This is a genomic window from Micromonospora sonchi (genome assembly GCF_014646235.1).
GTDB classification, from domain to species: Bacteria; Actinomycetota; Actinomycetes; order Mycobacteriales; family Micromonosporaceae; genus Micromonospora; species Micromonospora sonchi.
Window position 1 is genome coordinate 270,561 of record NZ_BMNB01000002.1, and the last position, 24,010, is coordinate 294,570.

At 70.0% G+C, this 24,010-nt stretch carries 22 protein-coding genes; 6 read left to right on the forward strand and 16 right to left on the reverse strand.

Going from position 1 to position 24,010, the window contains the following annotated elements; translation table 11 throughout:
• Positions 1–275: 275 nt before the first annotated feature.
• The 3 genes from IEY61_RS03385 to IEY61_RS03395 all read right to left on the reverse strand — a co-directional run bounded on the left by IEY61_RS03385 (position 276) and on the right by IEY61_RS03395 (position 2,859).
• Positions 276–953 carry a hypothetical protein gene (locus tag IEY61_RS03385; protein ID WP_189040727.1) on the reverse strand — a complete coding sequence of 226 codons (678 nt, stop codon included), beginning with the start codon at positions 951–953 and terminating at the stop codon, positions 276–278.
• A 122-nt stretch (positions 954–1,075) separates the two neighbouring features.
• Complete coding sequence (locus tag IEY61_RS03390; protein WP_189040728.1) at positions 1,076–1,837, reverse strand: SDR family oxidoreductase; 762 nt, start codon at positions 1,835–1,837, stop codon at positions 1,076–1,078.
• On the reverse strand, positions 1,834–2,859 hold the full coding sequence (locus tag IEY61_RS03395; protein ID WP_189040729.1) for a zinc-dependent alcohol dehydrogenase: 1,026 nt from the start codon (positions 2,857–2,859) through the stop codon (positions 1,834–1,836). The genes IEY61_RS03390 and IEY61_RS03395 overlap by 4 nt, the downstream gene beginning before the upstream one ends.
• 197 nt (positions 2,860–3,056) lie before the next feature.
• Between IEY61_RS03395 and IEY61_RS03400 the strand changes: the two genes are divergently transcribed.
• Complete coding sequence (locus tag IEY61_RS03400; RefSeq protein WP_189040730.1) at positions 3,057–3,752, forward strand: FadR/GntR family transcriptional regulator; 696 nt, start codon at positions 3,057–3,059, stop codon at positions 3,750–3,752.
• A gap of 8 nt (positions 3,753–3,760) precedes the next feature.
• Here IEY61_RS03400 and IEY61_RS03405 read toward each other — a convergent pair whose 3' ends face one another.
• From IEY61_RS03405 to IEY61_RS03430, 6 genes are all read right to left on the reverse strand, one after another.
• Positions 3,761–4,645: an amidohydrolase family protein gene (locus IEY61_RS03405; RefSeq protein ID WP_189040731.1), complete on the reverse strand. Its 885-nt coding sequence runs from the start codon at positions 4,643–4,645 to the stop codon at positions 3,761–3,763.
• A complete protein-coding gene (locus tag IEY61_RS03410) occupies positions 4,642–5,970 on the reverse strand; it encodes an enolase C-terminal domain-like protein (RefSeq protein ID WP_229705647.1) in 1,329 nt (442 codons plus the stop codon). The genes IEY61_RS03405 and IEY61_RS03410 overlap by 4 nt, the downstream gene beginning before the upstream one ends.
• Before the next feature lie 72 nt (positions 5,971–6,042).
• The gene (locus tag IEY61_RS03415) at positions 6,043–7,083 is read right to left on the reverse strand and encodes an ABC transporter permease (protein WP_189040733.1); all 1,041 of its coding nucleotides are present in this window, start codon (positions 7,081–7,083) and stop codon (positions 6,043–6,045) included.
• Positions 7,076–8,617: a sugar ABC transporter ATP-binding protein gene (locus IEY61_RS03420; RefSeq protein WP_189040734.1), complete on the reverse strand. Its 1,542-nt coding sequence runs from the start codon at positions 8,615–8,617 to the stop codon at positions 7,076–7,078. Before IEY61_RS03420 ends, IEY61_RS03415 begins: the two co-directional genes overlap by 8 nt.
• Positions 8,617–9,681 carry a sugar ABC transporter substrate-binding protein gene (locus IEY61_RS03425; RefSeq protein WP_189040735.1) on the reverse strand — a complete coding sequence of 355 codons (1,065 nt, stop codon included), beginning with the start codon at positions 9,679–9,681 and terminating at the stop codon, positions 8,617–8,619. The genes IEY61_RS03420 and IEY61_RS03425 overlap by 1 nt, the downstream gene beginning before the upstream one ends.
• Positions 9,682–9,776: 95 nt before the next feature.
• Positions 9,777–12,032: an alpha-L-fucosidase gene (locus IEY61_RS03430; RefSeq protein ID WP_189040736.1), complete on the reverse strand. Its 2,256-nt coding sequence runs from the start codon at positions 12,030–12,032 to the stop codon at positions 9,777–9,779.
• Positions 12,033–12,600: 568 nt separating this feature from the next.
• Between IEY61_RS03430 and IEY61_RS03435 the strand changes: the two genes are divergently transcribed.
• Both IEY61_RS03435 and IEY61_RS03440 read left to right on the forward strand, forming a co-directional pair.
• On the forward strand, positions 12,601–13,593 hold the full coding sequence (locus IEY61_RS03435) for a phosphotransferase enzyme family protein (protein WP_189040737.1): 993 nt from the start codon (positions 12,601–12,603) through the stop codon (positions 13,591–13,593).
• A 76-nt stretch (positions 13,594–13,669) separates the two neighbouring features.
• A complete protein-coding gene (locus IEY61_RS03440) occupies positions 13,670–13,909 on the forward strand; it encodes a hypothetical protein (RefSeq protein ID WP_229705648.1) in 240 nt (79 codons plus the stop codon).
• A gap of 93 nt (positions 13,910–14,002) precedes the next feature.
• Here the strand turns inward: IEY61_RS03440 and IEY61_RS03445 are convergent, their stop codons facing one another.
• Positions 14,003–14,734: a TetR/AcrR family transcriptional regulator gene (locus tag IEY61_RS03445; RefSeq protein WP_189040811.1), complete on the reverse strand. Its 732-nt coding sequence runs from the start codon at positions 14,732–14,734 to the stop codon at positions 14,003–14,005.
• A gap of 89 nt (positions 14,735–14,823) precedes the next feature.
• Here IEY61_RS03445 and IEY61_RS03450 point away from each other — a divergent pair, with 89 nt between their 5' ends.
• Both IEY61_RS03450 and IEY61_RS03455 read left to right on the forward strand, forming a co-directional pair.
• Entirely contained in the window at positions 14,824–16,041 is a 1,218-nt protein-coding gene (locus tag IEY61_RS03450) for a DUF418 domain-containing protein (RefSeq protein WP_189040738.1), read from the forward strand.
• A 289-nt stretch (positions 16,042–16,330) separates the two neighbouring features.
• On the forward strand, positions 16,331–16,597 hold the full coding sequence (locus IEY61_RS03455; RefSeq protein ID WP_229705650.1) for a VOC family protein: 267 nt from the start codon (positions 16,331–16,333) through the stop codon (positions 16,595–16,597).
• 21 nt (positions 16,598–16,618) lie between these two features.
• Here the strand turns inward: IEY61_RS03455 and IEY61_RS03460 are convergent, their stop codons facing one another.
• The 6 genes from IEY61_RS03460 to IEY61_RS03485 all read right to left on the reverse strand — a co-directional run bounded on the left by IEY61_RS03460 (position 16,619) and on the right by IEY61_RS03485 (position 22,652).
• Entirely contained in the window at positions 16,619–17,422 is an 804-nt protein-coding gene (locus tag IEY61_RS03460) for a polysaccharide deacetylase family protein (protein ID WP_189040739.1), read from the reverse strand.
• An 80-nt stretch (positions 17,423–17,502) separates the two neighbouring features.
• Positions 17,503–18,321: an inositol monophosphatase family protein gene (locus IEY61_RS03465; RefSeq protein WP_189040740.1), complete on the reverse strand. Its 819-nt coding sequence runs from the start codon at positions 18,319–18,321 to the stop codon at positions 17,503–17,505.
• Positions 18,322–18,345: 24 nt separating this feature from the next.
• Positions 18,346–19,491: a serine hydrolase domain-containing protein gene (locus tag IEY61_RS03470; protein WP_189040741.1), complete on the reverse strand. Its 1,146-nt coding sequence runs from the start codon at positions 19,489–19,491 to the stop codon at positions 18,346–18,348.
• A 4-nt stretch (positions 19,492–19,495) separates the two neighbouring features.
• A complete protein-coding gene (locus IEY61_RS03475; protein WP_189040742.1) occupies positions 19,496–20,323 on the reverse strand; it encodes a carbohydrate ABC transporter permease in 828 nt (275 codons plus the stop codon).
• Positions 20,320–21,294, reverse strand: coding sequence for a carbohydrate ABC transporter permease (locus IEY61_RS03480; RefSeq protein WP_189040743.1), 975 nt, complete (start codon positions 21,292–21,294; stop codon positions 20,320–20,322). Before IEY61_RS03480 ends, IEY61_RS03475 begins: the two co-directional genes overlap by 4 nt.
• On the reverse strand, positions 21,291–22,652 hold the full coding sequence (locus IEY61_RS03485) for an ABC transporter substrate-binding protein (RefSeq protein WP_189040744.1): 1,362 nt from the start codon (positions 22,650–22,652) through the stop codon (positions 21,291–21,293). Before IEY61_RS03485 ends, IEY61_RS03480 begins: the two co-directional genes overlap by 4 nt.
• Before the next feature lie 259 nt (positions 22,653–22,911).
• Between IEY61_RS03485 and IEY61_RS03490 the strand changes: the two genes are divergently transcribed.
• The gene (locus IEY61_RS03490) at positions 22,912–24,006 is read left to right on the forward strand and encodes a LacI family DNA-binding transcriptional regulator (protein ID WP_189040745.1); all 1,095 of its coding nucleotides are present in this window, start codon (positions 22,912–22,914) and stop codon (positions 24,004–24,006) included.
• Positions 24,007–24,010: the final 4 nt, after the last annotated feature.

Here is a 24,010-nt window from a genome sequence, read left to right on the forward strand (position 1 = left end):
CTGATCGCCAGCAGACTCAGAACAGCCAGACATCTGATGTGTTGCGCGAATGCTACCGCCACGCAACGGGATAGGCAATGGTCGATCGAGCTGGCCGCAGAACTCTCGGCTTACCCCCTTCGAGCTGGCAGTTTCCCGGCACGGCGCGGCGGCTTGCCGACATCGCTCAGCAAGCTCGGGCGCACCGGGTCGGCCCGACCCACGGGAGCGAACCACCGGATTCGGGCCCGCCCGAACCCGGATACATCTGATGTAGTCGACGGAAACGGCCGACGTCAGTGCTGATTCGTGGTGCTCTCGCCCGAGGTGCGACGAGCACGCGCACGGCTGTCGCAGTCGCGGAGTCGCTCGAGGGCGGCGTCGCGAACCACGACAGGTTCCTCGGCGGCGAGCCGGTGGACGTGGTCGGCGACGAGGTCGGGAAACCGGTAGCGGCCGCCGCTCTCGATGAGCAGTTGCCGTTCGCGCAGGTCCGCCAGACTCCGCCGGGCGTGCAGCAGGGTCAGGTTGCCCAGGGCCGCGGCTGCCGGCACGTCGAAATCCGGGCCCGGGTGCAGGCCGAGGTAGCGCAGCAGCCGCCGCCGGCTGGCCGGCAGGTCGCGGTAGGACAGATCGAGGACGGCGGCCACGGCGAGCGCCGCCCCGTCCAGGCCGGGGAACCGGTCCCGAGCACTACCGAGGTCATCGGCGAGACCGCTGACCGTGCGCCTCGGGTCGGCCCGCAGGAGAGCGGCGGCGAGCCCGAGCACGGATGGCAGATGCCCGCAGAGCCGCACGAGCCGCTGCACGGCGGCCGGCTCCGGACGCGGCAGCGCTCCCCCGGCCTGACGGACGAACAGAGCCGCGGCGCGGTCGGGCGCGAGGGCTCCCGACGCCGGGCCGGTGCCAGCCGGCTCGGCGCCGGCGGCCGGTGACGCGGGGGGCGCGGACCATGCCGAACCAGACAGCCGCACGACTGCCCTCCCTCCTGTGTCGACGGCCCGGATCGCACTACCATTCACGCCCATATCACAACATAGCGTGTTATCGATAACATCACCAGAATGAATGTGAATGAACGTCCGAACGGACGACCTCAGCGGGCGAGCCAGCCACCGTCGACCGGGATGACGGCGCCGTGCACGTAGGCGGCCGCGTCGGAGGCGAGGAAGACGGTGACCCCCGCGAGGTCGTCCGGGCGACCCCAGCGTCCGGCCGGGATCCGCTCCAGGATCGCCCGGTTCCGCTCCGGCTGGTCCCGCAGCGCCCGCGTGTTGTCCGTACTGATGTAGCCCGGCGCGATCGCGTTGACGTTGACCCCGTGCTGCGCCCACTCGTTGGCCAGCGCGCGGGTCAGTCCGGCGATCCCGGACTTGGCGGCGGCGTAGCCGGGCACGTTCACACCGCCCTGGAAGCTCAGCATCGAGGCGGTGAAAATGATCTTGCCGGTGCCGCGTCGGATCATGTCGCGGCCGATCTCGCGGGCGAGCACGAACGGGGCCGACAGGTCGACCTCCAGCACGTGCTCCCAGTCGGTGTCGGCATGCTCAGCGGCCGGGGCACGGCGGATCGCGCCGGCGTTGTTGACCAGGATGTCGATCGGCCGCTCCCGCTGGCCGAGCCACCCGGCGAGCGCCCGGACAGCAGCGCGGTCGGACAGGTCCGCCCGGTACGGCACGAACGAGCGACCGTGCGCCCCGACCCGCTCGGCCACCTCGCTGCCCGTCGCCTCCAGCGCGGCGCTCACACCGATCACGTCCGCGCCGGCCGCCGCGAGCGCCTCGGCCATCGCCAGGCCGATGCCGCGCCGGCAGCCGGTCACCACGGCCAGCCGGCCGGTCAGGTCGAACGGGTTCACGCGTCCCCTCCACAGTCGACGAGTACCTTGACGTCACCCCCGGCGGCGAGGGCCTGGAAGGCCTGTGCCACCTCGTCCAACGGCACGATCCGGGTGATCAGCCGGTCGGCGGGCACCTGCCCGCCGTGCACCAGCCGGACCGCCTCGGCGTAGTCCTCGCGGTCGTAGACCCGTACCCCGATCACCTCCAGCTCGCGCCAGAAGATCCGGTGCAGGTCCACCTCGCGCGGGGTGGGGTGGATCGCCACCACGACGAGCCGCCCGCGTACGGCGAGCAGGTCGGTGGCGGTGCGGACGCCGGCGGCCGAGCCGGACACCTCGAACACCACGTCGGCGCCCGCTGTCCCGGTGGCCTCCGAGATGTACTCGGCCACGTCGATCGTCGCCGGGTCCACCGTGGCGAGCCCGAGGTCGGCGGCGAGTGCGCGGCGGCGTGGATCGAGTTCGAGCACCGTCACCGCGGCGCCGGTCTGCCGGGCGACCATACCGATGAGCAGGCCGACCGGGCCGGCGCCGATGACCACCGCGTGCTCGCCGGCGACGAGCCGGGAGCGCCGTACGTCGTGCACGGCCACCGCGGTCGGTTCGACCAGCGCCGCGTGCGCCAGGGGCAACTCCTCGGGCAGCTGCACCAGGAGCCGCGCCGGCACCGTCCAGGAGCGCTGCATCGAGCCGGGCGAGTCGATGCCGACGAAGGTGAGCCGGTGACAGATGTGGGTGTGGCCGGCGCGGCAGGCGGGACACTCGCCGCACCAGTCCAGCGGCAGCACGGTCACCGGATCGCCCACCCGGTGACCGTCGACGCCCGCGCCGACCTCCGCGACGCGGCCGGACATCTCGTGGCCGATCACCGCCGGTGCGCGGACCCGCCGATCCATCGCGCCGTGCGCGATGTGCAGGTCGGTGCCGCAGATGCCGGTGTACGCCACGTCGAGGCGCACCTCACCGGGACCGGGCGGCACCGGTGCGGTCTCCTCGACGACGAAGGTCTGCTCGCCGACGTACAGTGCGCTGCGGTTCACGCCGCCTCCTCGGTCAGGTGCCAGATCCGGCGCGTCGCGGCCGATCCGCGGCCGGCCGATGCTTCGGTCAGCTTCGCCCACGCCGGCGAACGCAGCAAACGTCCGATGTCTCTATAGTGGTGAGGGCCGCCAGCATCGGCCGCAGGCGGCGTGCCCGTGCCGACGGCGCATGGTGGGCCGGTCCGAAGGGGGCGTGAATGGCACTGACCGACGACGCGATCGCGCGGATCCGGAGCATGATCCAGAGCGGTGAGCTGCCCCCGGGCACCCGGCTGCCGCCGGAGCCGCAACTGGCCGCCCAGATGGGGCTGTCGCGCAGCGGGGTCCGGGAAGCGGTGAAGGTGCTCGAGTCGGCCCGGGTGCTCGACGTGCGGCGCGGCGACGGCACGTACGTCACCAGCCTCGCCCCCCGCCTGCTGTTGCAGGGGCTCGGCGTCGCGGTGGAACTGCTGCGCGACGACACGCTCCTGGAGGTGATGGAGGTACGCCGGATACTGGAGCCGATGGCGACCGGCCTGGCGGCGCTGCGGATGACCGACGCGGACCTCGACGAACTCGGGCAGATCCTGGAGGACATGCGGGCGGCGGCCGACGACGCCGAGAAGCTCATCCAGTTCGACACCGCCTTCCACCACACCGTCATCGCCACCACCGGCAACGAGACCCTCACCTCGCTGCTGGACGGGCTGTCCGGTCGTACGCTGCGGGCCCGGGTGTGGCGCGGTCTGATAGAGGGCAACGCGGCCCACAAGACGATCGACGAGCATCACGCGATCTACCTCGCCCTGCGCTCGCGCGACCAACTGCTCGCCCAGGCCAGCGCACTGATCCATGTCAACACCTCCGAGGCGTGGCTGCGTACGGTGCTCGCCGCCAAGACGGCCGAGGGGTAGTCGCCGGCTCATGTCGACGGCCCGGCCGGTTCGGGGCGGACGCCGCGCTGGGTCAGCTCGTAGACGCGCAGCGCAGTGCCGGCGAAGATCTCGTGCCGTTGCGACGCCGTCAGCGGCGGCAGGGCGGCCTCCAACGCCCGGCGTACCCGCAAATAGTCCGATCTGAGCAGACAGACCGGCCAGTCCGAGCCAAACATCAGACGATCCGGCCCGAACTCCTGCACCGCTGTCTCGACGAACGGGCGCAGGTCGTCCGGCGACCAGTCCGGCCCGGCCTCGGTGACCAGACCGGACAGCTTGCCGGTGACGTTGGGGTTCGCGGCCAGGGCAGCGACGGGACCCTGCCACCGCCGCAGCCCCGCCTCACCCTCGTCGATGCGGGGTTTGCCCAGGTGGTCGAGGACGAACCGGAGCTGCGGCACCGCCCGCGCCGCCCGGGCCGCCGCCGGCAGCTGATCCGCCCGGATCACCAGGTCGAAGACGAGCCCGGCGTCGGCGATGCTGGCCAGCCCGCGCCGCACGTCGGGCCGGTCGAGGTAGTCCGGGTCCGCCTCCCCCTGCACCTGCGAGCGCAGCCCGACGAGCAACTCGCCCCCGCGCAGCCGGCGGTAGCGCGCGATGGTGGCGGGCACGTCGTCGGCCGCCACGTCGATCCAGGCCACCACCCCGAGGATCGGCGCGGTGTCGGCGGCGTAGCCGAGGAACTCGGCCGCCTCGTCGGGGTGGCAGCGGCCACCCTCCACCAACACCGTGCCGTGCACACCGGCCGCGGTGAGCTCGGTGATCAGATCCGCCGGAGTGAACGGCCGACGGATCGCGGCCAGTCCGGGCTCCGCCAGCCAGGTGTAGCCACGTTCGGGCCGCCACAGATGGTGGTGCGCATCGATGATCATGCCGTCGGCGCTCCCGCCATGGCCGGCACGCCCGCCCACGCCGGGCCGTCCGGGAAACGGTACTCGGCAAGGGAAGCGGGGAGGATCTCCGCGCTCATGCCGGGAGCGCTGGGCGCGAGGTATCGTCCGCCGCTGACGCGTACCGGATCGGCGAAGTGCTCGTGCAGGTGGTCGATGTACTCGATGGCCCGGTCGTCGGTGCTGCCGGTGAGCGCGACGAAGTCGAACATCGCCAGGTGCTGCACCAGCTCGCACAGCCCCACTCCCCCGGCGTGCGGGCAGACCGGCACCCCGAACTTCGCGGCCAGCAGCAGGATCGCCAGGTTCTCGTTCACCCCGGCGACCCGGCAGGCATCGATCTGCACCACATCGACCGCGTCGGCCTGGAGCAACTGCTTGAACATCACCGGGTTGTGCACGTGCTCGCCGGTGGCCACCTTCACCGGGGCGAGGGCCTTGCGGACGGCGCCGTGCCCGAGCACATCGTCCGGCGAGGTCGGTTCCTCGATCCAGTACGGGTCGAACGGAGCCAGCTCACGCATCCAGTGGATCGCCTCGGGCACGCCCCAGATCTGGTTGGCGTCGACCGCGATGCGGATGTCCGGCCCGACCGCCTGCCGGGCGATGCCCATCCGGCGTACGTCGTCGGCCAGGTTCCCGCCGACCTTGAGCTTGATCAGTTGGTATCCCGCCTCGACCGCCTCCGTGCAGAGCCGCGCCAGCTTCTCGTCGTCGTAGCCGAGCCAGCCCGGGGTCGTGGTGTACGCCGGATAGCCCTCGGCCCGCAGCCGCCGCTCGCGCTCGGCCCGCCCGCCATCGGCGCTTCGCAGCAGCGCCAGCGCCTCGTCCTCGGTGAGCGCGTCGCGCAGGTAGCGGAAGTCGACCTGGGCGACCAACTGCTCCGGGGTGAGGTCGGCGAGCAGCTTCCACAGCGGCTTGCCGGCCCGCCGGGCGGCGAGATCCCAGACCGCGTTGACGAGACCACCGGCGGCCATGTGCACGACCCCCTTCTCCGGTCCCAGCCAACGGATCTGGCTGTCACCGACCAGCCGACGGGCCAGCGTCCCCGGGTCGGCGACCAGCTCGTCGACCCGCTGACCGACCACCATCGGGGCGAGCGCCTGCACGGCCGCGACCTGAAGGTCGGTGCCCCGGCCCACGGTGAAGACGAGTCCGTGGCCCTCGGCGCCGGCGGAGGTCCGCAGGATGACGTACGCGGCGGAGTAGTCGGGGAACGGGTTCATCGCGTCCGATCCGTCGCGATGCCGGGACGTGGGGAAGCGTACGTCGATGGTTTCTACGGACGAGATGCGCTCACTCACCAAAACTCCTGAGGGATTGAACAGGTGGGCCTGGTCTGTCTGCCTCGTGATGGCCCGGCCGGCGGGCCGGTCCGGCTATGTCTGCGCCCTGCCTCCGGTGATGCGGGAGACCACCAGGGCCACCAGGATGACGGTGCCGTTGAGGAAGTTCGTCCACTGCGCGGGCACTCCGGCCAGGGTCAACACGTTGATGATCATGAAGAGCAGGAGTACGCCGGTGAAGGCGCCGAAGACGCTGCCCTTGCCGCCGTTGAGGCTGACGCCGCCGATCACCGCCGCCGCGAAGACCTGGAAGATGGCGCCGTTGCCCTGGGCCGCCGGCACCGCCGCGAGCCGGCCGCTCATCAGCAGGCCGGCGAGCGCCGCGAGCATGCCGGCCACGATGAGGGCGATCCACAACACCCGATCGGTACGGATTCCCGCCGCCCGAGCCGCGTCGGCGTTACCGCCGATCGCGTACAGCGCCCGGCCGGCGCGGGTGTAGCCGAGCACCACGATCCCGGCGGCGAACAGCAGCAGCGACAGCCAGATCGAGGCCGGCACGCCGAACCAGGTGGCGGAGCCGAGGTAGGTCATCGACTCCGGCAGCGCGAAGAAGGTCTGGCCGCCGGAGATGCCGGTGAGCAGCCCCCGCAGCACGATGAGCATGCCCAGCGTGACGATGAAACCGTTGAGCCCGAAGCGGACGATGAGCAGCCCGTTGAAGGCGCCGACGAGGGCGCCGACGAGCAGGACGACCGGCACCGCCCAGGCGTCCGGCAGCAGGTCGAGACCGAGCCCTCGGGTCAGCGCGGGGTCGACGATCAACCAGGCCGCGATGCCGGGCGCGAGACCGAAGGTGGACTCCAGCGACAGGTCCATCTTCCCGGTGATCAGCACGATGGTCTGGGCGAGGACCACGATGGCGATCTCCGACATGCTCTGCAGCACGTTGATGATGTTGTCGGCGCTGAGGAAGACCGGGTTGACGATCGACCCGACGATCGCGACCGCGATGATCGCCGGCACCAGCGCCAGGTCACGCAGCCGGGCGATGGCCAGGCTCCGCGACGACGTCCCCGGTGGTGACGGCGGTGCCGCCGGTGGTCGCGCGGTGGTGGACAGCGTCTCAGACATGGTGGAGATCCACCCCTTCCATGGCGGCTACCAGATCGTTGTCGCTCCAGCCATGGGCCATCTCCCGGACGACCCGCCCCTGGAACATCACCAGTACGCGGTCACAGATCCGCAGGTCGTCGAGTTCGTCGGAGACGACCAGCACGGTGGTGCCGCGACGGCGTACCTCCTCGACCACGCCGAGGAGGGTCTGCTTGGACCGCACGTCGACGCCGGCGGTCGGGGTGATGAGGACCAGCAGCTTCGGATCGCTGGCCAGCGCCCGACCCATCACCACCTTCTGCTGGTTTCCGCCGGACAGGTCGGAGACCGGCACGTACGGCCCGGCGGCCTTGATCGTCAGGTCGGCGATGGTGTCCCGGGCCAGGGCGTCGCGCCGGGCGGGCGAGATGAGGCCGTGTCGCCCGACGCGGCCCGGCACCGTCATCGTGACGTTCTCGGCGATGGACAGCAGCGGCACCAGGCCCTCCCGGTGCCGGTCCTGCGGCACCAGCCCCACCCCGGCGTCGAGGGCGTCCGGCACGCTACCGGGACGCAGCACGCGGCCGTCCACGGTGACCGTCCCGCCCACCGGCCGGGTCAAGCCGACGATCGCCTCGGCCGCCTCGACCTTGCCGCTGCCCCCGCCGCCCGCGATGCCGACCACCTCGCCCGCCCTGGCCTGCAGCGACAGCTCGGCGCCCGAGGAGGTGACCAGGTCACGCACGGACAGCAGCATCGGCGCGTCGGCGGACAACGGTCGATGGTCGGCCTCGGGCATGGTCACGTCCTCACCCGTCATCGCGGCCACCAGCGCCGGGCGGCTCAGCTGCGCCACCGGGGCGGTGACGATGTGCCGGGCGTCGCGGAAGACCGTCACCTGGTCGCAGATCTCGTAGATCTCCTGAAGGTGGTGGCTGATGAACAGGAACGTCACCCCCTGGGCCCGCAGATCCCGGATCCGGCTGAACAGGCGGTTGATGCCGGCGCCGTCGAGCTGGGCGGTCGGCTCGTCGAGGATGATGAACCGGGCGCCGAAGGAGAGCGCCCGGGCGATCTCCACGAACTGTCGCTGCTCGACCGTGAGCGTCGAGGCGGGCTGGCGTACGTCGACGTCGACCGACCACTCCGCCAGCAACTGCTCCGCCTCGCGGCGCAGCCTCGACCAGCGGATCAACCCGGCCGGACCACGGGCGTGCCGGTTGAGGAACAGGTTCTCCGCCACGGTGAGGGTGCCGATGATGGTCGACTTCTGGTAGACGCAGGCCACCCGCTTGCGCCAGGCGTCGCGGTCGGCCAACGGTGGTGACGGACGCCCGTCGAAGGTCACCGTGCCGGCATCGGCGGCCTGCAACCCGGTGAGGATGCTGACCAGGGTGGACTTGCCGGCGCCGTTGCGGCCCACCAGCGCGTGCGTCTCACCGCGGCGGACCACGATGCCCGCCTCGGAGAGCGCCAGCGTCGACCCGAACCGTTTGGTGATGTTCACGGCCTCGACGACGGGCTGGCCGGTGTCGACCAGCCCGTCGGTCGCTTCCTGCGGAGCGACACTCATCAGTTGTTGCCCCACAGGGAGGCGTCGTCGAACTTCAGGGTGGGCTCACCCGCGATCGGCGCGCCGTCCAGCGACACCAGCGGCGCCGGCAACTGATCCTCCAGCAGGCCGTCACGCACCTGAATGATGGTGCTGCCGTGGTCGGTCGGGCCGGGCTGGAACGTCTTGCCCTCGATCGCCGCCTTGACGTACTCCAGTCCGTGCTTGGCGTACAGGTCGGCCGGCTGGCTGACGGTGGCGTCGATCATCCCCTCACCGATGAGCTTCAGCTCCTCGGGGATCCCGTCGTTGGAGACCACGAAGACGTGCTTGGGGTCGCTCGGCGGCACCTGAAGGCCCCGCTGCTTGAGGATCTGCAGGGTCCCCGACAGGGCGAACGACGACTGCATGTAGATGCCCTTGATGTCCGGGTCGGAGGCGAACCGGGTCTGCAGCTTCGACGCCGCCACGTCCGCCTTCCAGTCGGTGGCCTCGCCGAAGACGGTGATGCCGGGGAACTCCTTCTGCATGCACTCGTTGAACGCCTCGGTGCGGTCCCGACCGTTGATCGAGTCCAGGCCACCCTGGAGCATGACCACCTTGCCCTTGCCACCGAGCTTCGTGCCGAGGAACTGGCACGCCTTCGTGCCGTAGGCGCGGTTGTCGGCGCGTACCACCATGAACACGTTGCCGGTGTCCGGCCGGGTGTCGATGGTGACCACCGGGATCTTCTTGCTGTCCAGCTGGGACAGGGTCGGCGCGATGGCGGCGGTGTCCTGCGGCGCCATCACCACGCCCTTGACGCCCTGACTGATGAAGGTCTGGGCGTTCGAGATGAGGTTGGCGATGTCGTTCTGCGAGTTCGTGGTCTTGAGTTCGACACCGAGTTCGTCGCCGAACTGCGGGACGTACTTGATGTAGGAGTTCCAGAAGTCGGTGTCGGAGCGGGGGTAGTCCACGCCGACGAGCAGCTCGGACCCGCCCGACCCGGTCCCGTTGGTCGTGCCGTCGCCGCAACCGGCCGCGAAGGTGAGTGACGCGCCGAGCATCACCGTCAGCCCCACGCTCAGAGCCCTACGATTCATCGTCGTTCCTCCATATCCGGGAAGTCGCCCGACGCGGGCCGCCGCGACCCGTGCGGATCGCGGCGGCAGGTGCCGGGCACACAAGTGCGAAGCGTTCAAACGGCGGCGATGGTCCACAGCAGATTCGTGCTCCCGTCCCAGTTCCACTGCTTGACCATCGAGCCGGAGGCGACCTGACCACCCCCGTCGAGCACCAGGCCGGTGGCCCGGTTGGCGATCCGGTACCGCCGGTTGCCCTGGTCGGTGATCTGCCACTGTTGGTTGTTGCTGCCGTTCCACGGCGCCTGCTGGGCCGCCGCGCCGTTGCTGGTCTGGCCGAAGCCGTCGGCGACCATGCCGTTGGTCCGGTTGACGATCCGGTGATAGCCGGTGCCCAGATCGACGAGCTGCCACTGCAGGTTGGTGCTGCCGTCCCAGCTCCACTGCTTCAGTTGCGACCCGGAGGCGACGTTCCCGCCGCTGTCCAGCGCCAGCCCGTTGGTCACGTTCGTGATCCGCTGGTACGTGACCGGGTTGAAGGTGACCCGCAGCGAAGCGATGGCGTCGTTGTTGCCGGTGTTGCGCAGATCGCTGTTGTCGGCGGTGAACGTCCAGTTGGCGCCGGAGAAGTTGTCGTTCGCGTACCCGACGATCTGGTGGCCGGCGGTGACCCGGACCGACGAGATGCTCCGCAGCCCGATCCCGACGGCCTGCAACTGCGCCGCGGTGTAGCTGCCGACCGACAGGCCGACGCCGCTCTCGTAGCCGACGTGCGCGTAGACGCTGGCCGGCGGCGAGACGGTGGGCCCACCGCCGAGGGCCGGGATCGGCCCGTTGAAGGTCAGCTTCACCACGTACGCGGACGCGCTGAACGGCGCACCGGCCGACGGCATGGTGATCCGCAGCCCGGTGGCGTCCTGGGTGCGGTTCGGCAGGTTCACGTAGCTGCCGGCGGTCGAGTCGAGCAGTTGCACGCCGGCCAGGGAGCTCAGGTTGATCCGGTTCGACGCGAGCGTGGTGATGGTGACCGAGCTGCCCGGCCAGCCGAGGATCGTCGCGTACAGCACCCGGTTGTCCTTGCTGCGGGTGAACCGGATGTCGCGCGCGGTGCCGACGGCCGGCGCCACGAACGAGCCGCCGCCCATCCTGGTCGGCCCCTCGCCGTGGACGCTCCAGGACCTGGTGGAGTAGATGGACTCGCCGAAGCGTCGGAGGTAGTCGCCGATGCCGTGCAGGACCGTCTGCTGCCCGGACGGGATGGTGCCGTCGGCCATCGGCGCGATGTTGAGCACCATGTTGCCGTTCTTGCTGACCCGGTCGATCAGCGAGTGCAGCATCTGGTTCAGCGAGTAGTAGCCGATCCCGACGGTGTAGCACCAGCTGGAGCTGCTGATGCTGTCGTCGGTGAGCCAGTAGGGCTCACGCAGCTCGGCGGGGCCGCCGCGCTCGTAGTCGTAGACCGCGCCGCCGCGCTCCAGGCCGTCCTTGTAGGTCGCGACGACCTCCCTGTCCCAGGCCACGGCGCGGTTGTAGTAGTACGCCAGGAAGCGCAAGCGTTGCGCCTCGCTGATCCGGGGCAGGTCGAAGTCCTGCCAGATGAGGTCCGGCTGGGCCTGGTCGATGACCTCCCGCAGCTTGTCGAACCAGAGCTGTTCCTGCGCGGCGGTGCCCAGTTGCCCGTAGAGTTTGCGCAGGCTGGGGTCGGACTGCTGCGGCACCCAGCCGTAGAAGCCGGTGAAGTTGAAGGCGTGGTGCATGGCGACCATGACCTTGAGCCCGCGGCCCCGAATCGCGTCGGTGTGCAGTCGGAGCAGGTCGAGCCTGGGCCCTCTGGCCACCGAGTTCCACTCGTTGACCTGGCTGTTCCACATGGAGAAGCCGTCGTGATGCTCGGCCACCGGCCCGGCGAACCGGGCGCCCGCGTCGGCGAAGAGCTGCGCCCACTCGTTCGGGTCGAAGTTGCCGCCAGCCGAGCGCAGCCGCGGCGCGAACTGCACGAACCGCCCCGAGCGGTCGTTCGCCCCGTTGATGAAGTTGTGGTACGGCCAGACCGACGGATCGCCGTACGTGCTGCGGTGGTGGTTGTTCTCGTTCGAACCGGCGTTGTACATGTTGCGCGGGTACCACTCGTTGGCGTACGCCGGCACACTGAACACTCCCCAGTGGAAGTAGATGCCGAACTTGGCGTCCTGGAACCACTCGGCCGCGGCCGGGTGCTGGCCCACCGACGCCCAGCTCTCGGAGTAGTTGGACGGGCCGGGGATGGCGGCCTGGGCGGGCAGCGGGCACACCAGGCCGCTCACGGCTGCCGCGGCCCCACCCGCGCCGAGGGCGGTCAGCACCGAGCGACGGGTGACAGGGGGACGGGACATGGCGATCCCTCCAGAACACGGCGGCGGGGATGGAAGCTCACGTGTCTTAGACATCAGACGTTAGGGGCTCTCGCCGTGCACCGTCAACGCCTCGGCGTCGAAGGACTTCCCCTAAAATCCAAATTCCGGCCGCCAGTAGCCGGTGCGGCCACCCCGACACATCAGATGTTTGCTCCTCGCCATCGAGCGGATCGCCGGGGGTGGCCCGAGCGCCGGGCCACGAAGTCATGTTGGCGATCACATCCAGGTATCGACCAAACCGATGCAGGCCACACAGAGGAGGGACATGCGAACGTTAACATCGATGGCGTTGAGATTGCTAGCTTGTTGCGCCCAGCGGCGCTCGGCGCTTCCCTATGCCGAAGCGGACGCGATCGGTGCGACCTTGCGCTGCTCACCGTCACCGCTGGACGGTTACCCATGTGGATGGTGGGCGCGGTGGTGAGTGGTGGGTCGCCCGCATCCGGCCAGTTCCCTCGTGCACCGAAACTGGGTTGATCGCACTGAAAGACTGAGGTCATGGTTTCGCGAGTGCGCCGGACCGACGTGGAACGCCGGGCCGCGGTCCGTGCTTGACAAGCCTGACGTCGACGAGCGGTTGCTGGCGGTCGAGGTGGCCGCCGCCTGGGCCGTGGACGTCGCCGCTCTCGTGTTCATGCCGGTCGGGCTCGACGGGCACACGTGGGCCTACCGGGTGGACACGCCCGACGGTGACCGCTACTTCCTGAAGGTGCGCCACGGCGAGTTCACCCCGGCCGCCGTCCTACTGCCCGGTTTTCTCCGCAGGCAAGGAGTCCGGCAGGTCGTAGCGCCGATCGACCGGCCGGACGGTGGGGTCGGCCACGAGTTCGGGGACCACCAACTGCTGCTCTACCCGTTTCGCGACGGTGGCGACCTGTGGGACCGCAGCCTCACCGACCGCCAGTTGATCGAGTATGGCGAGTTCCTGGGTCGGCTGCACGCGATCACGCCGAGTGCCGACCTCGCCGCCGTTCTGCCCGTCGAGACGTACCGATCGCGCGCGGGCGAGCGGCTGCGAACCCTCGGCGGGCGGGCGGCGGCGAGCGAGGTCCTCGGCGCTTTCTGGGCCCGATACGGCACCGCGCTGCACCGGTTGTCGGAAGCGGTCGACGACCTTGCCTCCCGCGTGCCGGACGCGCGACACGTGATCTGCCACGCGGACATTCACCCCGGAAACCTGATCGCCGAGGGCGACGGTCCGTTACACGTCGTGGACTGGGATGCGCCGATCCTCGCGCCACGCGAGCGGGACCTGATGTTCGTCCACAGCCGGGACTTCGGCGCCCACCCGGTCAACGCACGTCGCGCCGAGCTCTTCCATCAGGGCTATGGGCGGATGGAACCGGACCAGACCCTGCTGAGCTACTACCGCCGCGAACGGTACCTTGACGACATCGTCGAGTTTCTGGACAGCATCCTCGACCCCGGGGCCAGCCCGGAGGCGCGGGCCAACGATCTGCACTGGCTGACTCGCATCGCCGAGACCGTTCACTCGACCGAGCCAGCAGTGCCGGTCCATTCGCAGGGAGCAACCCGATGAGCCGCCACGTCGAGGTCACCTTCGACGCCCACGACCCAAGGCGCTGTCGTCCTTCTGGCGGGAGGCGCTGGGCTACGTGCATCCCGGTCCGCCCGGAGTCGACCTGCCCGACGGCGCCGACCCGCTGGCCGCGTGGGACGACTTCCTCGCCGGAATCGGCGTACCACCGGAGCAGCGCAACACCAGGTCGGCCATCGAGGATCCGGCGGGGCACGGCCCGCGGCTGTTCTTCCAGCAGGTGCCGGAGAGGAAGCGTGGAAACCAAGAACCGGTGCCGGGATCGCAATGGCGGCTGGTCCGCCAGTCGATCGTGTGACGATGTGGTCGGTCAGGGACGCCTGAGCAACCACATCCAGCCGATGACGCCAGGTACGGGTGGCGACGCGGCCACTCGACTACTTGGCGCCCGTCATCGATTGAGTCGCGCGATGGCTACCTCAAGGCCGTCGAGGATCAGGTCGAGGCCGAACACGAAGTCCTGGTCCTCTGGGTTCTCGCCCGGATCCGTCTCGAAGACGCCTGCTTTGAACAGCAACGCGGCCTCCGGGAAGCGCTCGGGGTCGACGAGCGCGGCGAGGGCCCGGCCGTAGTTCTGCTCAACGTCCGCCTGGCTGAGCCCGGTGCCGCGGCGGCCCTCCGCCATCTGCCGACCCTGCAAGATTGCGTTGCGCACGTATCCGCCGACGACGACAAGGACGCCTGCCTTCGTCCCCGGATCCAGGCCGGTGTCGTGCAGGACCCGCAGGAACGCGTCCATCCAGCCGATGGCGTTCGGCCCTCGGGGCGGGCCCAGGACCGGGACCTCCACGAGCCATGGGTGCTCGGCGTACCGGGCGCGGATCGCCGCCGCCCACCAGTGCACGCCGTCGCGCCAGCTATCCGCGTCGAGCCTGGGGGCGGACCCGGTGGCGTGGTCGGCCATCAACTCGACGAGTTCCTCCTTCGAGCCCACGTGCCGGTACAGCGACATCTTGGTGAAGCCGAGCGCCTGCGCGACCTTCTGGAGGGTCACCCCGTCCAGGCCCTCCCGATCGGCCAGGTCGACCGCGGCGTTGACGACCCGGCCGACGTCGAGTTCGGCGGGCCGGCCGCGTCGTGCGGACGCCGAGAGCCGCCAGAGCCGCGCCAAGTCGGCGGGCACCTCTCCGGCGGTTGACGACTCATTGTGTCCCATGGATAGTATCCCCAGTACATTAAGTGCGCGGTTGGATCGAGCGGAAGAGGAAGCATATGAACGGATCAGCGAGCACGGCGGGCGCCACGGCGAACCGGGCGCCCGCCGGGCAGCGCCTCCACGACGTCGACGCCGTGCGAGGCTTCGCACTGCTCGGCATCTTCGTCGTGAACATCACCTTCATGGCCTCCGGTTACCCCGGTAATCTCGTTTCGGATCCGGCGTTCTCCTCGCTCTTCGACAACCTGGCGCGGGGACTGTCCGCGGTGTTCGTTGACATGAAGTTCTACATCCTCTTCTCGTTCCTGTTCGGGTACAGCTTCACCCTGCAGATGGAGTCGGCGGAGCGCGCGGGCGCGGCGTTCGGGCCGCGGATGCTGCGCCGGATCGCCGGCCTGTTCATTCTCGGCGCCCTGCACACGGTGCTCCTGTACGGCGGCGACATCCTGATGACCTACGCGGTGGTCTGCCTGATCCTGCTCGGGATGCGGCGGGTCTGCGACCGGACGGCGCTGCGCGTCGCCGGCGTGCTCTACGGGATCGTGCTGCTGAGCCTGCTGACCAGCGGGCTCTTCGTGGACTCCTCCGCGTTCCTGCCGACCGAAGCTGAGGCACTGGCCAACGCCGAGAACGCAACGGCCGCGATGCTCGGCGGATGGGGCGACGTCATCGGTCACAACCTCTCCGGGCTCCCCTTCCTGGTGCTCCAGTCCGCGACGTTCCAGGGGCCAACGGCGCTGGCGATGTTCCTGCTCGGCATGGTCGCCGGCCGGCGACGGCTCCTCGCGGGCGTGCGCGGTCACGAGCCGGTGCTGCGGCGGATCCAGTGGATCGGCTTCCCCGTAGGGATCGCGGGCGGTGTGGTGTACACGCTGGGCGGCGGCAACGGCGAGACGCTGGCCGTGGCGGTGAGCGCGGCGACCGCGCCGCTGCTGACGGCTGCGTACGTGGCCACGCTGCTGCGGATGATGCACAGCCCGCGGTTGGCGTTCGTGCGGCCGGCCCTGGCACCGGCGGGGCGGATCGCGCTCACCAACTACCTGGGGCAATCGCTGCTGGGACTGCTCATCTTCAGCGGTGTCGGACTTGGCTTGGCCGGGAGCGTGTCGCCAGTGGGGACGACCGGGCTGGCATTGCTGATCTTCGCGGGGCAACTCGCGGTGAGCGCGTGGTGGCTGCGACGGCACCGGTACGGGCCGGCGGAGTGGGCGCTGCGGTGGGTGACGAACGGAGAGCGGCCGGGGAGGGCGCGGAGCGCTACCCCCGTCGGCTAGTCAGCGTTTGTCCATGAACCCCCCGGTCGGAGCGTCAGGCGGCTCGTGATGCGGGTCCGGCCCCAGCGTTGCCGGCTTTCGCTGCGGACGCGAGTGCATTCGCGCCGCCGGACAGGTCACCGTCGGTCGATGCCGGATCATGGTGTGTGGGCGCGCGCCCATGCTGCTCAAGTGGGTGTCGGCTGGGTTGGTGGCTCCGGTTCGGTGCCCGAGGAGTCGAGGTCACCGTACCGTGGGGGGTGGAGCCCACGCCTCTGCAGGAGCTCGGGTAGGGCCGGGTCGGAGATTCGTGGCACCGCGTCTGCCACCGCGTTTCGGGCCGCGTTTGCTCCCGCGTCTCGGTGAGGACAAGGTCGCCAAGAACCGCGTTCACCTCGACGTACGGACGGCTCCCGGGCTGGCGGGAGAGAAGCGGATGGCGGCGCTGGAGACCGAGTGTGACCGGCTCGTCGCGTTGGGGGCCGCGCGCGTACGCCGTGTCGAGCCCGCGCCGCCGTTCGAAACCGGTTTCATCGTGATGACCGACCCGGAGGGCAACGAGTTCTGCCTCGACTGACTGCACACCCTTGCCCCCGTGTCATCGCTGGATCTTCAGCAGCGCGGACACCGTGACGAACTGGAAGCCTCTGGCACGCAGTCCCGTGATCATGTCTGGGAGGCCGTCGAGTGCGACGAGGCGGTCGTCGGATCCGACGTCGTGGGCGAGGAGGATGGTGCCCGGTTGCGCCCGGTCGACGACGTGGCGGGCCTGGCCGGCCGGATCGCCTCGGAACTGGCGTTCGCGCATCTGCTGTGACCAGAGGACGATGTCGTAGCGCATCCGGGCCGCGGCGGCGAGCGCGCCGCCGCTGAGATGGCCGTACGGGGGCCGGAGGAAGCGGGGCTCGCGGCCGGTGAGGTCGGTGAGCGTGGTGTGGGTGCGGAAGAGTTCGTCGTACGCCTCGTCCGGGTCGGTACGGGCGAGGTCACGGTGGGTCCACGTGTGGTTGCCGACGTCGTGCTGGCTCATCCGACGGTGGCCGATGATGTCGGCGTGGCGCTGTGCCTGTTCGCCGACCATGAAGAAGGTGGCCGGCACGCGGTGTCGGTCCAGGATGTCGAGCACCATCGGGGTCCAGCGCGGGTGGGGACCGTCGTCGAAGGTGAGCGCGACGAGTTTCTCGGTGGTGGGGACGGACCAGGTCACCTGGACCCGCCCGGCGCCGAACAGGTCGGGCCGATCGGCGATGACGGCGGCGGCCCCACCACGCAGCGGAAGCTTACGGTCGGTGACATCGGCTGCCTCGGCGAAGCCGACCGCTCCGACTCCCATGCCGAAGGCGACGAGGACACCATCGCGAACCATCTCGCGGCGTCGTCGTCGGGTCCACCTGGTGGGCATGGCCTCCTCCGGACCTCCTGCGGTCGAAGCGGGGCCGATTACCCGATTTCAGATCCGACACACTTGCCGCTTTCGTGGGATCACGGAAGCGGCAAGCCAGCGCCACCTGCCCGCTGGTCCGCGACGAGCGCCAACAGTTCCGCGTGCGTCCGCGCGTCGGCCGCCACGACGAGACCGCCCAGGCCGGTGTGCCAGGGTTGGCCGTCGATGCCGGTCACCACGCAACCGGCCGCCGCACAGAGCGCGATGCCGGCCGCGAAGTGCACGCTGTCGCGGAGCTGACCGTCGGTCACGTACGCCGCGCGCCGCCCGGCCGCGACCCACGCCACCGCCAGCGTGGTCGAGACGACCCGCGGCCGGAACCGCTCGACGAACCTCTCGTGGGCGAGCAGCCGGGCGGCCCGGAACACCGACTCGTTGGGAAACGGTGGATCGAGATTGACGTCCACCAACCTCGATTCGGCCGACGGAACAAGCCGCTGATCGACGCCCGCGCGTCGCACACTGGCGTCGACGCCGTCGGTCCAGAAGATCTCCTGCGCGAACGGGTCCGCCGAGGCCGCCACCACGACCCGCGTTCCGACCCGCAAGGCCACGTTGACCGCGACCAGCATGTTGTGTACGGCGAAGTTCAGCGTCCCGCACAGCGGGTCGACCAACCAGAGGCGTTCGCTCCCGCCGGTCCCGCTGCGCCCGCTCTCCTCCGCCCACACGTGGTCATCGGGACGGGCGGCCCGCAGGACACCGAGGATGGCCTCTTCCGCCTCGATGTCGGCGGTCGTGGCGAAGTCCCCGGCCGACTTCGCAAAACGAACCACCGATGTCCCGTAGTGAGCACGTACGACCGCCGCACCGGCCTCCGCCGCCTTGATGGCCAGGTCCCGGTCACTGATCGACATTCCCCGCCCCCGGTTGCCCATGGGTCACGCCAGGCAGTCGCGCACCGCGTCGCTGAGCAGGTTGGCCCGCACGTCGTCGACGCCGCCCATCTGGTTGACGACGTAGCCGAAGCCGACCTGGTGGGTGTCGTCGCCGAAGGCCAGGTGCCCGCCCGCGCCGTCGTGACCGAAGCTGCGCTCGCCGACCATTGGGCGCGGCACCGAGTGTACGAGGAATCCGGTGCCCCAGCGGTGTCCCGCGTCGGGGTGCCCGTACACCTGCTGGCCGGCGGCGCGCACGGTGATCGCGTCGTCGACGGACGCGGTGCTGAGCAGCCGTGGTGCGTCGATGTCGGAGACGCAGGCGGCGTAGAGGCGGGCCAGGCTCTCGGCCGTGCTGACCGCGCCCGCGCCGGGAACCTGAGCGGCCTGGATGGCCGGGTCGTTGAAGCTGACCAGGTTGTTTTCGTCGGCGGGGAAGGGGAAGGCGCCGCCCATGGTGATGCCGCGTTCGGAGACCGGGTCGATGGCCGGGCCGGGATCCCCGATGGGCCCCAGCATCCAGGCGACCGAGTCGCGTTCGGCGGCCGGCAGACCGATCCAGGTACGCAGGCCGAGCGGGTCGCCGAGGGCTCGGGCGAAGAAGGCGCCGGGCATCTCGCCGGTGATCCGGCGGATCACCTCGCCGATCAGCCAGCCGTAGGTGATCGGGTGGTAGCTGTGTGCCGTACCCGGCTTCCACAGCGGAGTCTGCGCCTCGATCGCCGCGATCACCGGGTCCCAGGCGAGCACTTCCTCGCGGGTGAACGGCTTGTCCAGCGCCGGCAGGCCGGACTGGTGGGTGAGTAGCCACCGGACCGGGATCTCGGCCTTGCCGTGCTGGCCGAACTCGGGCCAGTAGCGGGTGACCGGGGCGTCGAGGTCGAGCCGGCCCTGCTGCACCAGCAGGTACGCGCAGATCGCCATGATCCCCTTGGTGACGGAGAAGACGACGGCGGGCGTGTCGGCGCTCCAGGGGCGACCGGAGCGGGGGTCGGCCAACCCGCCGTGGAGGTCGACGACCTTGCGGCCGCGCAGGTAGACGGCGACCGCGGCGCCCACCTCCCCACGGTGGGCGAAGTTGTCGCGGAACACGTCGGCGACCGGGCCGAAGCCGTCGTCGACGTCACCGTGGATCTGCGGGTCGGTCAACTCGCTATCCCTTCACGGAGCCCTGGAGCAGGGCCTTGATGAACTGTCGCTGGAAGATCAGGAACACGATCAGGGTAGGGGTCAGGATAAGCAGCGATCCAGCGCAGAGCAGCACCAGATCCGTCCCCCACTGCCCCTGGAACGCGCCCAGCGCGCCGGCCATCGTCCGCTTGGTGGCATCGTCGACCATGACGATGGCGAGCAGGAACTGGTTCCAGGTCCAGAGGAACAGCAGGATGGTCAGCGAGGCGATCGCCGGCCGGGCCAGCGGCACGTGCACCCGCCAGAACAGCTGCCAGGTGTTGCTGCCGTCGACTCGGGCCGCCTCGGACAGTTCGGGCGGCACGTTGGTGAAGTGCGCCCGCATCCAAAACACCGCGAACGGCATGTAGAGGCCGATCAACGGCAGGATGATTGCCCATCGGGTGTTGAGCAGGCCCATGTCCCGCATCTGGTAGTACATCGGGGTGACCACCGCCTCGAAGGGCAGGGTCAGACCGAGCAGCAGCAGCCCGAAGGCGATGTGTCCGCCGGGCACCCGCAGGTGACCGAGCCCGAAGCCGGCCATGGTGGCGATGAGTACGCCGATCGGCACCACCCCGGCCACGATCAGCAGGCTCGACTTCAACAGGGCGCCCATGTTCGCGGCGGTGAAGGCGTCGGCGAAGTTGCCCCACTGCGGATCCGTCGGCCAGGCCAGGCCGGTGGGCACGGTGCCGCGGGGTTGCAGCGCCGCCGAGAGCATGCTCAGGAACGGCAGCAGGGTGACGACGACCAGCGCGATCAGGAAGATCCGGCCGGTCAGCCGTTCGCTGCGACTGCTCAGGTTCACGCCTTCTCTCCTCGGGTCAGCCGTTGGATCGGCAGGACGCAGACCAGGACCAGCAGCATCAGCACCACGCCCAGGGCCGAGGCGAGCCCGACCTGCCGCTGCGAGAAGGCGAGCCGGTAGATCTCCAGGCCGGGCACGGTGGTCTGGATGCCAGGGCCGCCGCTGGTGGAGATGTAGACGATGTCGAAGCTGGCCAGGGCCGCGATGACGGTCACGGTGAGGCAGACGCCGATCTCCTGGCGCAGGCTGGGCAGGGTGACGGCGAAGAATTCCCGGATCGGGCCGGCGCCGTCCATCCGGGCCGCCTCGTAGAGCGACGGGTCGATCTTGCTCATGCCGGTGACCAGCAGGATCGTGCAGAGGCCGAGCATGACCCAGGTGCCGATCACGCCGACCGCGGGCAGTGCGGTGTTGAACTCACCGAGCCAGGAGCGGGTGAGGCCGTCCAGCCCGACGGCCCGCAGCGCCTGGTTGACCAGGCCGCTGCTGGACAGCACCCAGCTCCAGGCGATGCCGGCCGCCACCAGCGGGATCACCTGGGGCAGGAAGAGCACGGTACGGACCAGGGTGCCACCCGGTCCGGTGGTGATCCGCCGCACCAGGCTGGCCACGAGCAGGCCGAGCGCGACCGGGATGAAGCTGAAGAAGACGATCAGTACGAACGCGTTCGAGATGATCTTCAGCAGGTCGCGGTCGGTGAAGACGGTCAGGTAGTTCTCGAACCCGACCCAGCGGGCGGACCCGATGCCGTTCCAGCGGTACAGCGAGTACTGCACGGTCAGCGCGAGCGGGCGCAGCACGAAGACGGCGTACATGATCAGCGCGGGCAGGACCCACACCCAGCCGATCCACCGGGCCGTGCGGCCCCACCGCCGTTTCCGGTGGGGCCGCACGGGTGGGCCGGGGTTGCCCCCGCCGGGCCGGGACGCGATGCCCGACCCGGCGGGGGCGCTGCCGAGGGCAGACGTCATCGAGACAGTTCCTTCTCGTACTCGGCCTGGACCGCCTTCACGTACCCCTCCGGGGTCTGCTGGTCGGCGATCAGCTTCTGCATCTCCGGGGTGATGGCCGAGGCGAAGATGCCGCCGGTCGCGTTCGCGGTGAAGTCGACCGCGCCGTTGTCGGCGCCGAGCTGCTGCGATGCCTTGAGGGTCTCGGCCAGCACGGTACCGTCGGTCACCGCCGGCAGGGGCAGGTCGCTCGGGCCGCCCGGGTGCGAGCCGCCGATCTGCACCGCGATCTCCCGGGCCTTGTCGTTGGTGTGCGCCCAGTTGAGGAAGTACACCGCGGCGTCGGCGTTCTTGGCCCGCGCACCGACGCCGAAGGTGTTCGGCGCGGACATCGCCACGTTCTTGGCGTCGGCGGTCTCACCCGGGAAGAGGAAGAACCCGACCTCGCCGGCCATGTTCTTGTCCAGGTTCCCCGACTCCCAGTCGCCGTTGAACATGAACAGGCCGTTGCCCTTCATGAACTCGCCCATCATCGCGGTGTAGTCGATGGCGTTGGCGTCCTTCGGGAAGTAGCCGGCCTGGGCCCACTTCTGGATGGTCTGGGTGGCCTTGAGCGCAGCCGGGGTGTCGAAGCTGGCGCCCTTCTTCTGGAAGATCCAGTCCGCGATCTGGGTCGGGTCGCCGAACTGGTTCTGCAGCGCCTGGTGCGTGAAGTTGATGCCGGCGGTGTTCTTGTTGAACTGCATGATCGGCTGCAGGTTGGCCGCCTTGGCCTTGGCCAGCAGTTCCTCGAACTCGGCGATGGTGGCCGGCGGCTGGGTCATGCCGATCCGCTCGGCCTGCTTCTTGTTGTAGAAGACGCCGGTGACGCTGTAGCCCAGGCCCATGCCGTAGAGCGAGCCGCTGCCGCGCTCCGCGCCGCCGTCGGTGAGCCGCAGCTGCACCAGCTGGGAGGCGGGGAACTTGTCCCAGCCGTGCGCGTCGAAGTACGGGTCCAGGTTCTTCAGCAGCCCGTCCTTGACCAGGTCGACCATGGTGGGCAGCCGGATGATGTCGGGCGCGTTGTCCGAGGCGAGCACGCGCGGGGCGTTCTCCACGATGACGGTGAACTGGTCCTCGCGGATGTTGAACTTGACGTGCGGGTGCTGCTTGGTGAACTCGTCGGCGAGCGCCTTGGCCAATGGGAAGCCGGTCTCGGCGTACATTTCCAGGGTGATCGGATCGGTCCCCAGCTCCGTGCTGACCTTGGCGTCGGAGTCCTCCGACTTGGGCTGCTCGGAGCCGGGCGCGCTGCACGCGCTGATGGTCAGGCCGGCCGCCAGCAACGGCACCAGCAGTGCCAGCCGGCGGCGGGTGAATCTGGTCGTGAACTCCGACACCTTTATGCTCCTTGACTCGTCCGCGGCGGGTCGGGCGACGCTCCCAGTGGGCGGAACCTCGTCGCTAAACTGATTTAGCAAAGCATGCGCGCGTTGTTACAAACTGTCAAGGACGAGTTGGCCACAGTCCGGACACGGTCAGTTCACGAAATGGACGTGCGCGCTCCGACAGCTCCCACCGGTGACCGACCATGCGGCACCACGCATCATGATGGGGAGCAGCTGCGGCGCCGAACGGGCCGCCGCGATCGGAGGACTCATGGGCCGCAACCGAGCAACCCTGGCCGACGTCGCCAGACGGGCAGGGCTGTCCAAGACCGCCGCGTCGATGGTACTCAACGGGCGAGAGGGCACCCGACTCTCCGCGGAGGCGCACCAGCGCGTGTTCGCCGCGGCGGAGGAACTCGGCTACCGGCCCAACATCGCCGCGCGCAGCCTGCGGACCCGCAAGACGGCCACCATCGCGTTCGTCTCCGACATCGTCGCCACCACCCGGTTCGCCGGCGGCCTCATCCGTGGCGCCCTGGATGCCGCGCGTGAGCGCGACCACGTCCTGCTGATCACCGAGACGCAGGGCGACGCGGCGTTCGAGCAGTACGCGATCGAGGCGATCCTCGACCGCCAGGTCGACGGCGTCATCTACGCGGCCATGGCGACCCGGCGGCTGACGGTGCCGCCGGCGATCCTCGGCGGCTCGGTGGTGCTGCTCAACGCCACCAGCTCGACGCGGTTACCCTGGGTGCTCCCCGACGACCAGGGGGCCGGTGCGACCGTCGCCGAGACACTGCTCGCCCAGGGCCACCGGGACCGGATCGCCCTGATCGGGCGCAATCGGCAGAAGGAACGCGACCCCGAGATCTCCCTCGCGGCCGAGGCCCGGCTGCACGGCATCCGGGACGCTCTCGCCGCCGCCGGCGTCCGGCCGTTGACCGAGATCTTCTGCCCCGAGTGGCTGCCGGAACACGGCTACACCGCGACGCGTACGCTGCTGGATCTGCCGGCGGCACCCAGCGCGATCATCTGCATGAACGACCGGCTCGCCTTCGGCGTCTACCAGGCGCTCGGCGAAGTCGGCCTGACCATCCCGGACGACATCTCGGTGATCTCCTTCGACGACGACCCGATCGCCGCCTGGCTACGCCCCGGGCTCACCACCGCCGCGCTGCCGCACGAGCAGATGGGGCGCAAGGCGGTGGAGCTGCTGCTCGACGGCGACGACGACGGCCCGTCGCTGGTGCCCATGCTGCTGCGCCGCCGCCAATCCGTCGCCGCGCCCGCCGGCACCGTTCCCTCGCCGCGCCCGCCGGGTGAGGGCCCTCCGGCGGCCGATGTGAGCTCGGGGGTCGCGCGCTAAACCG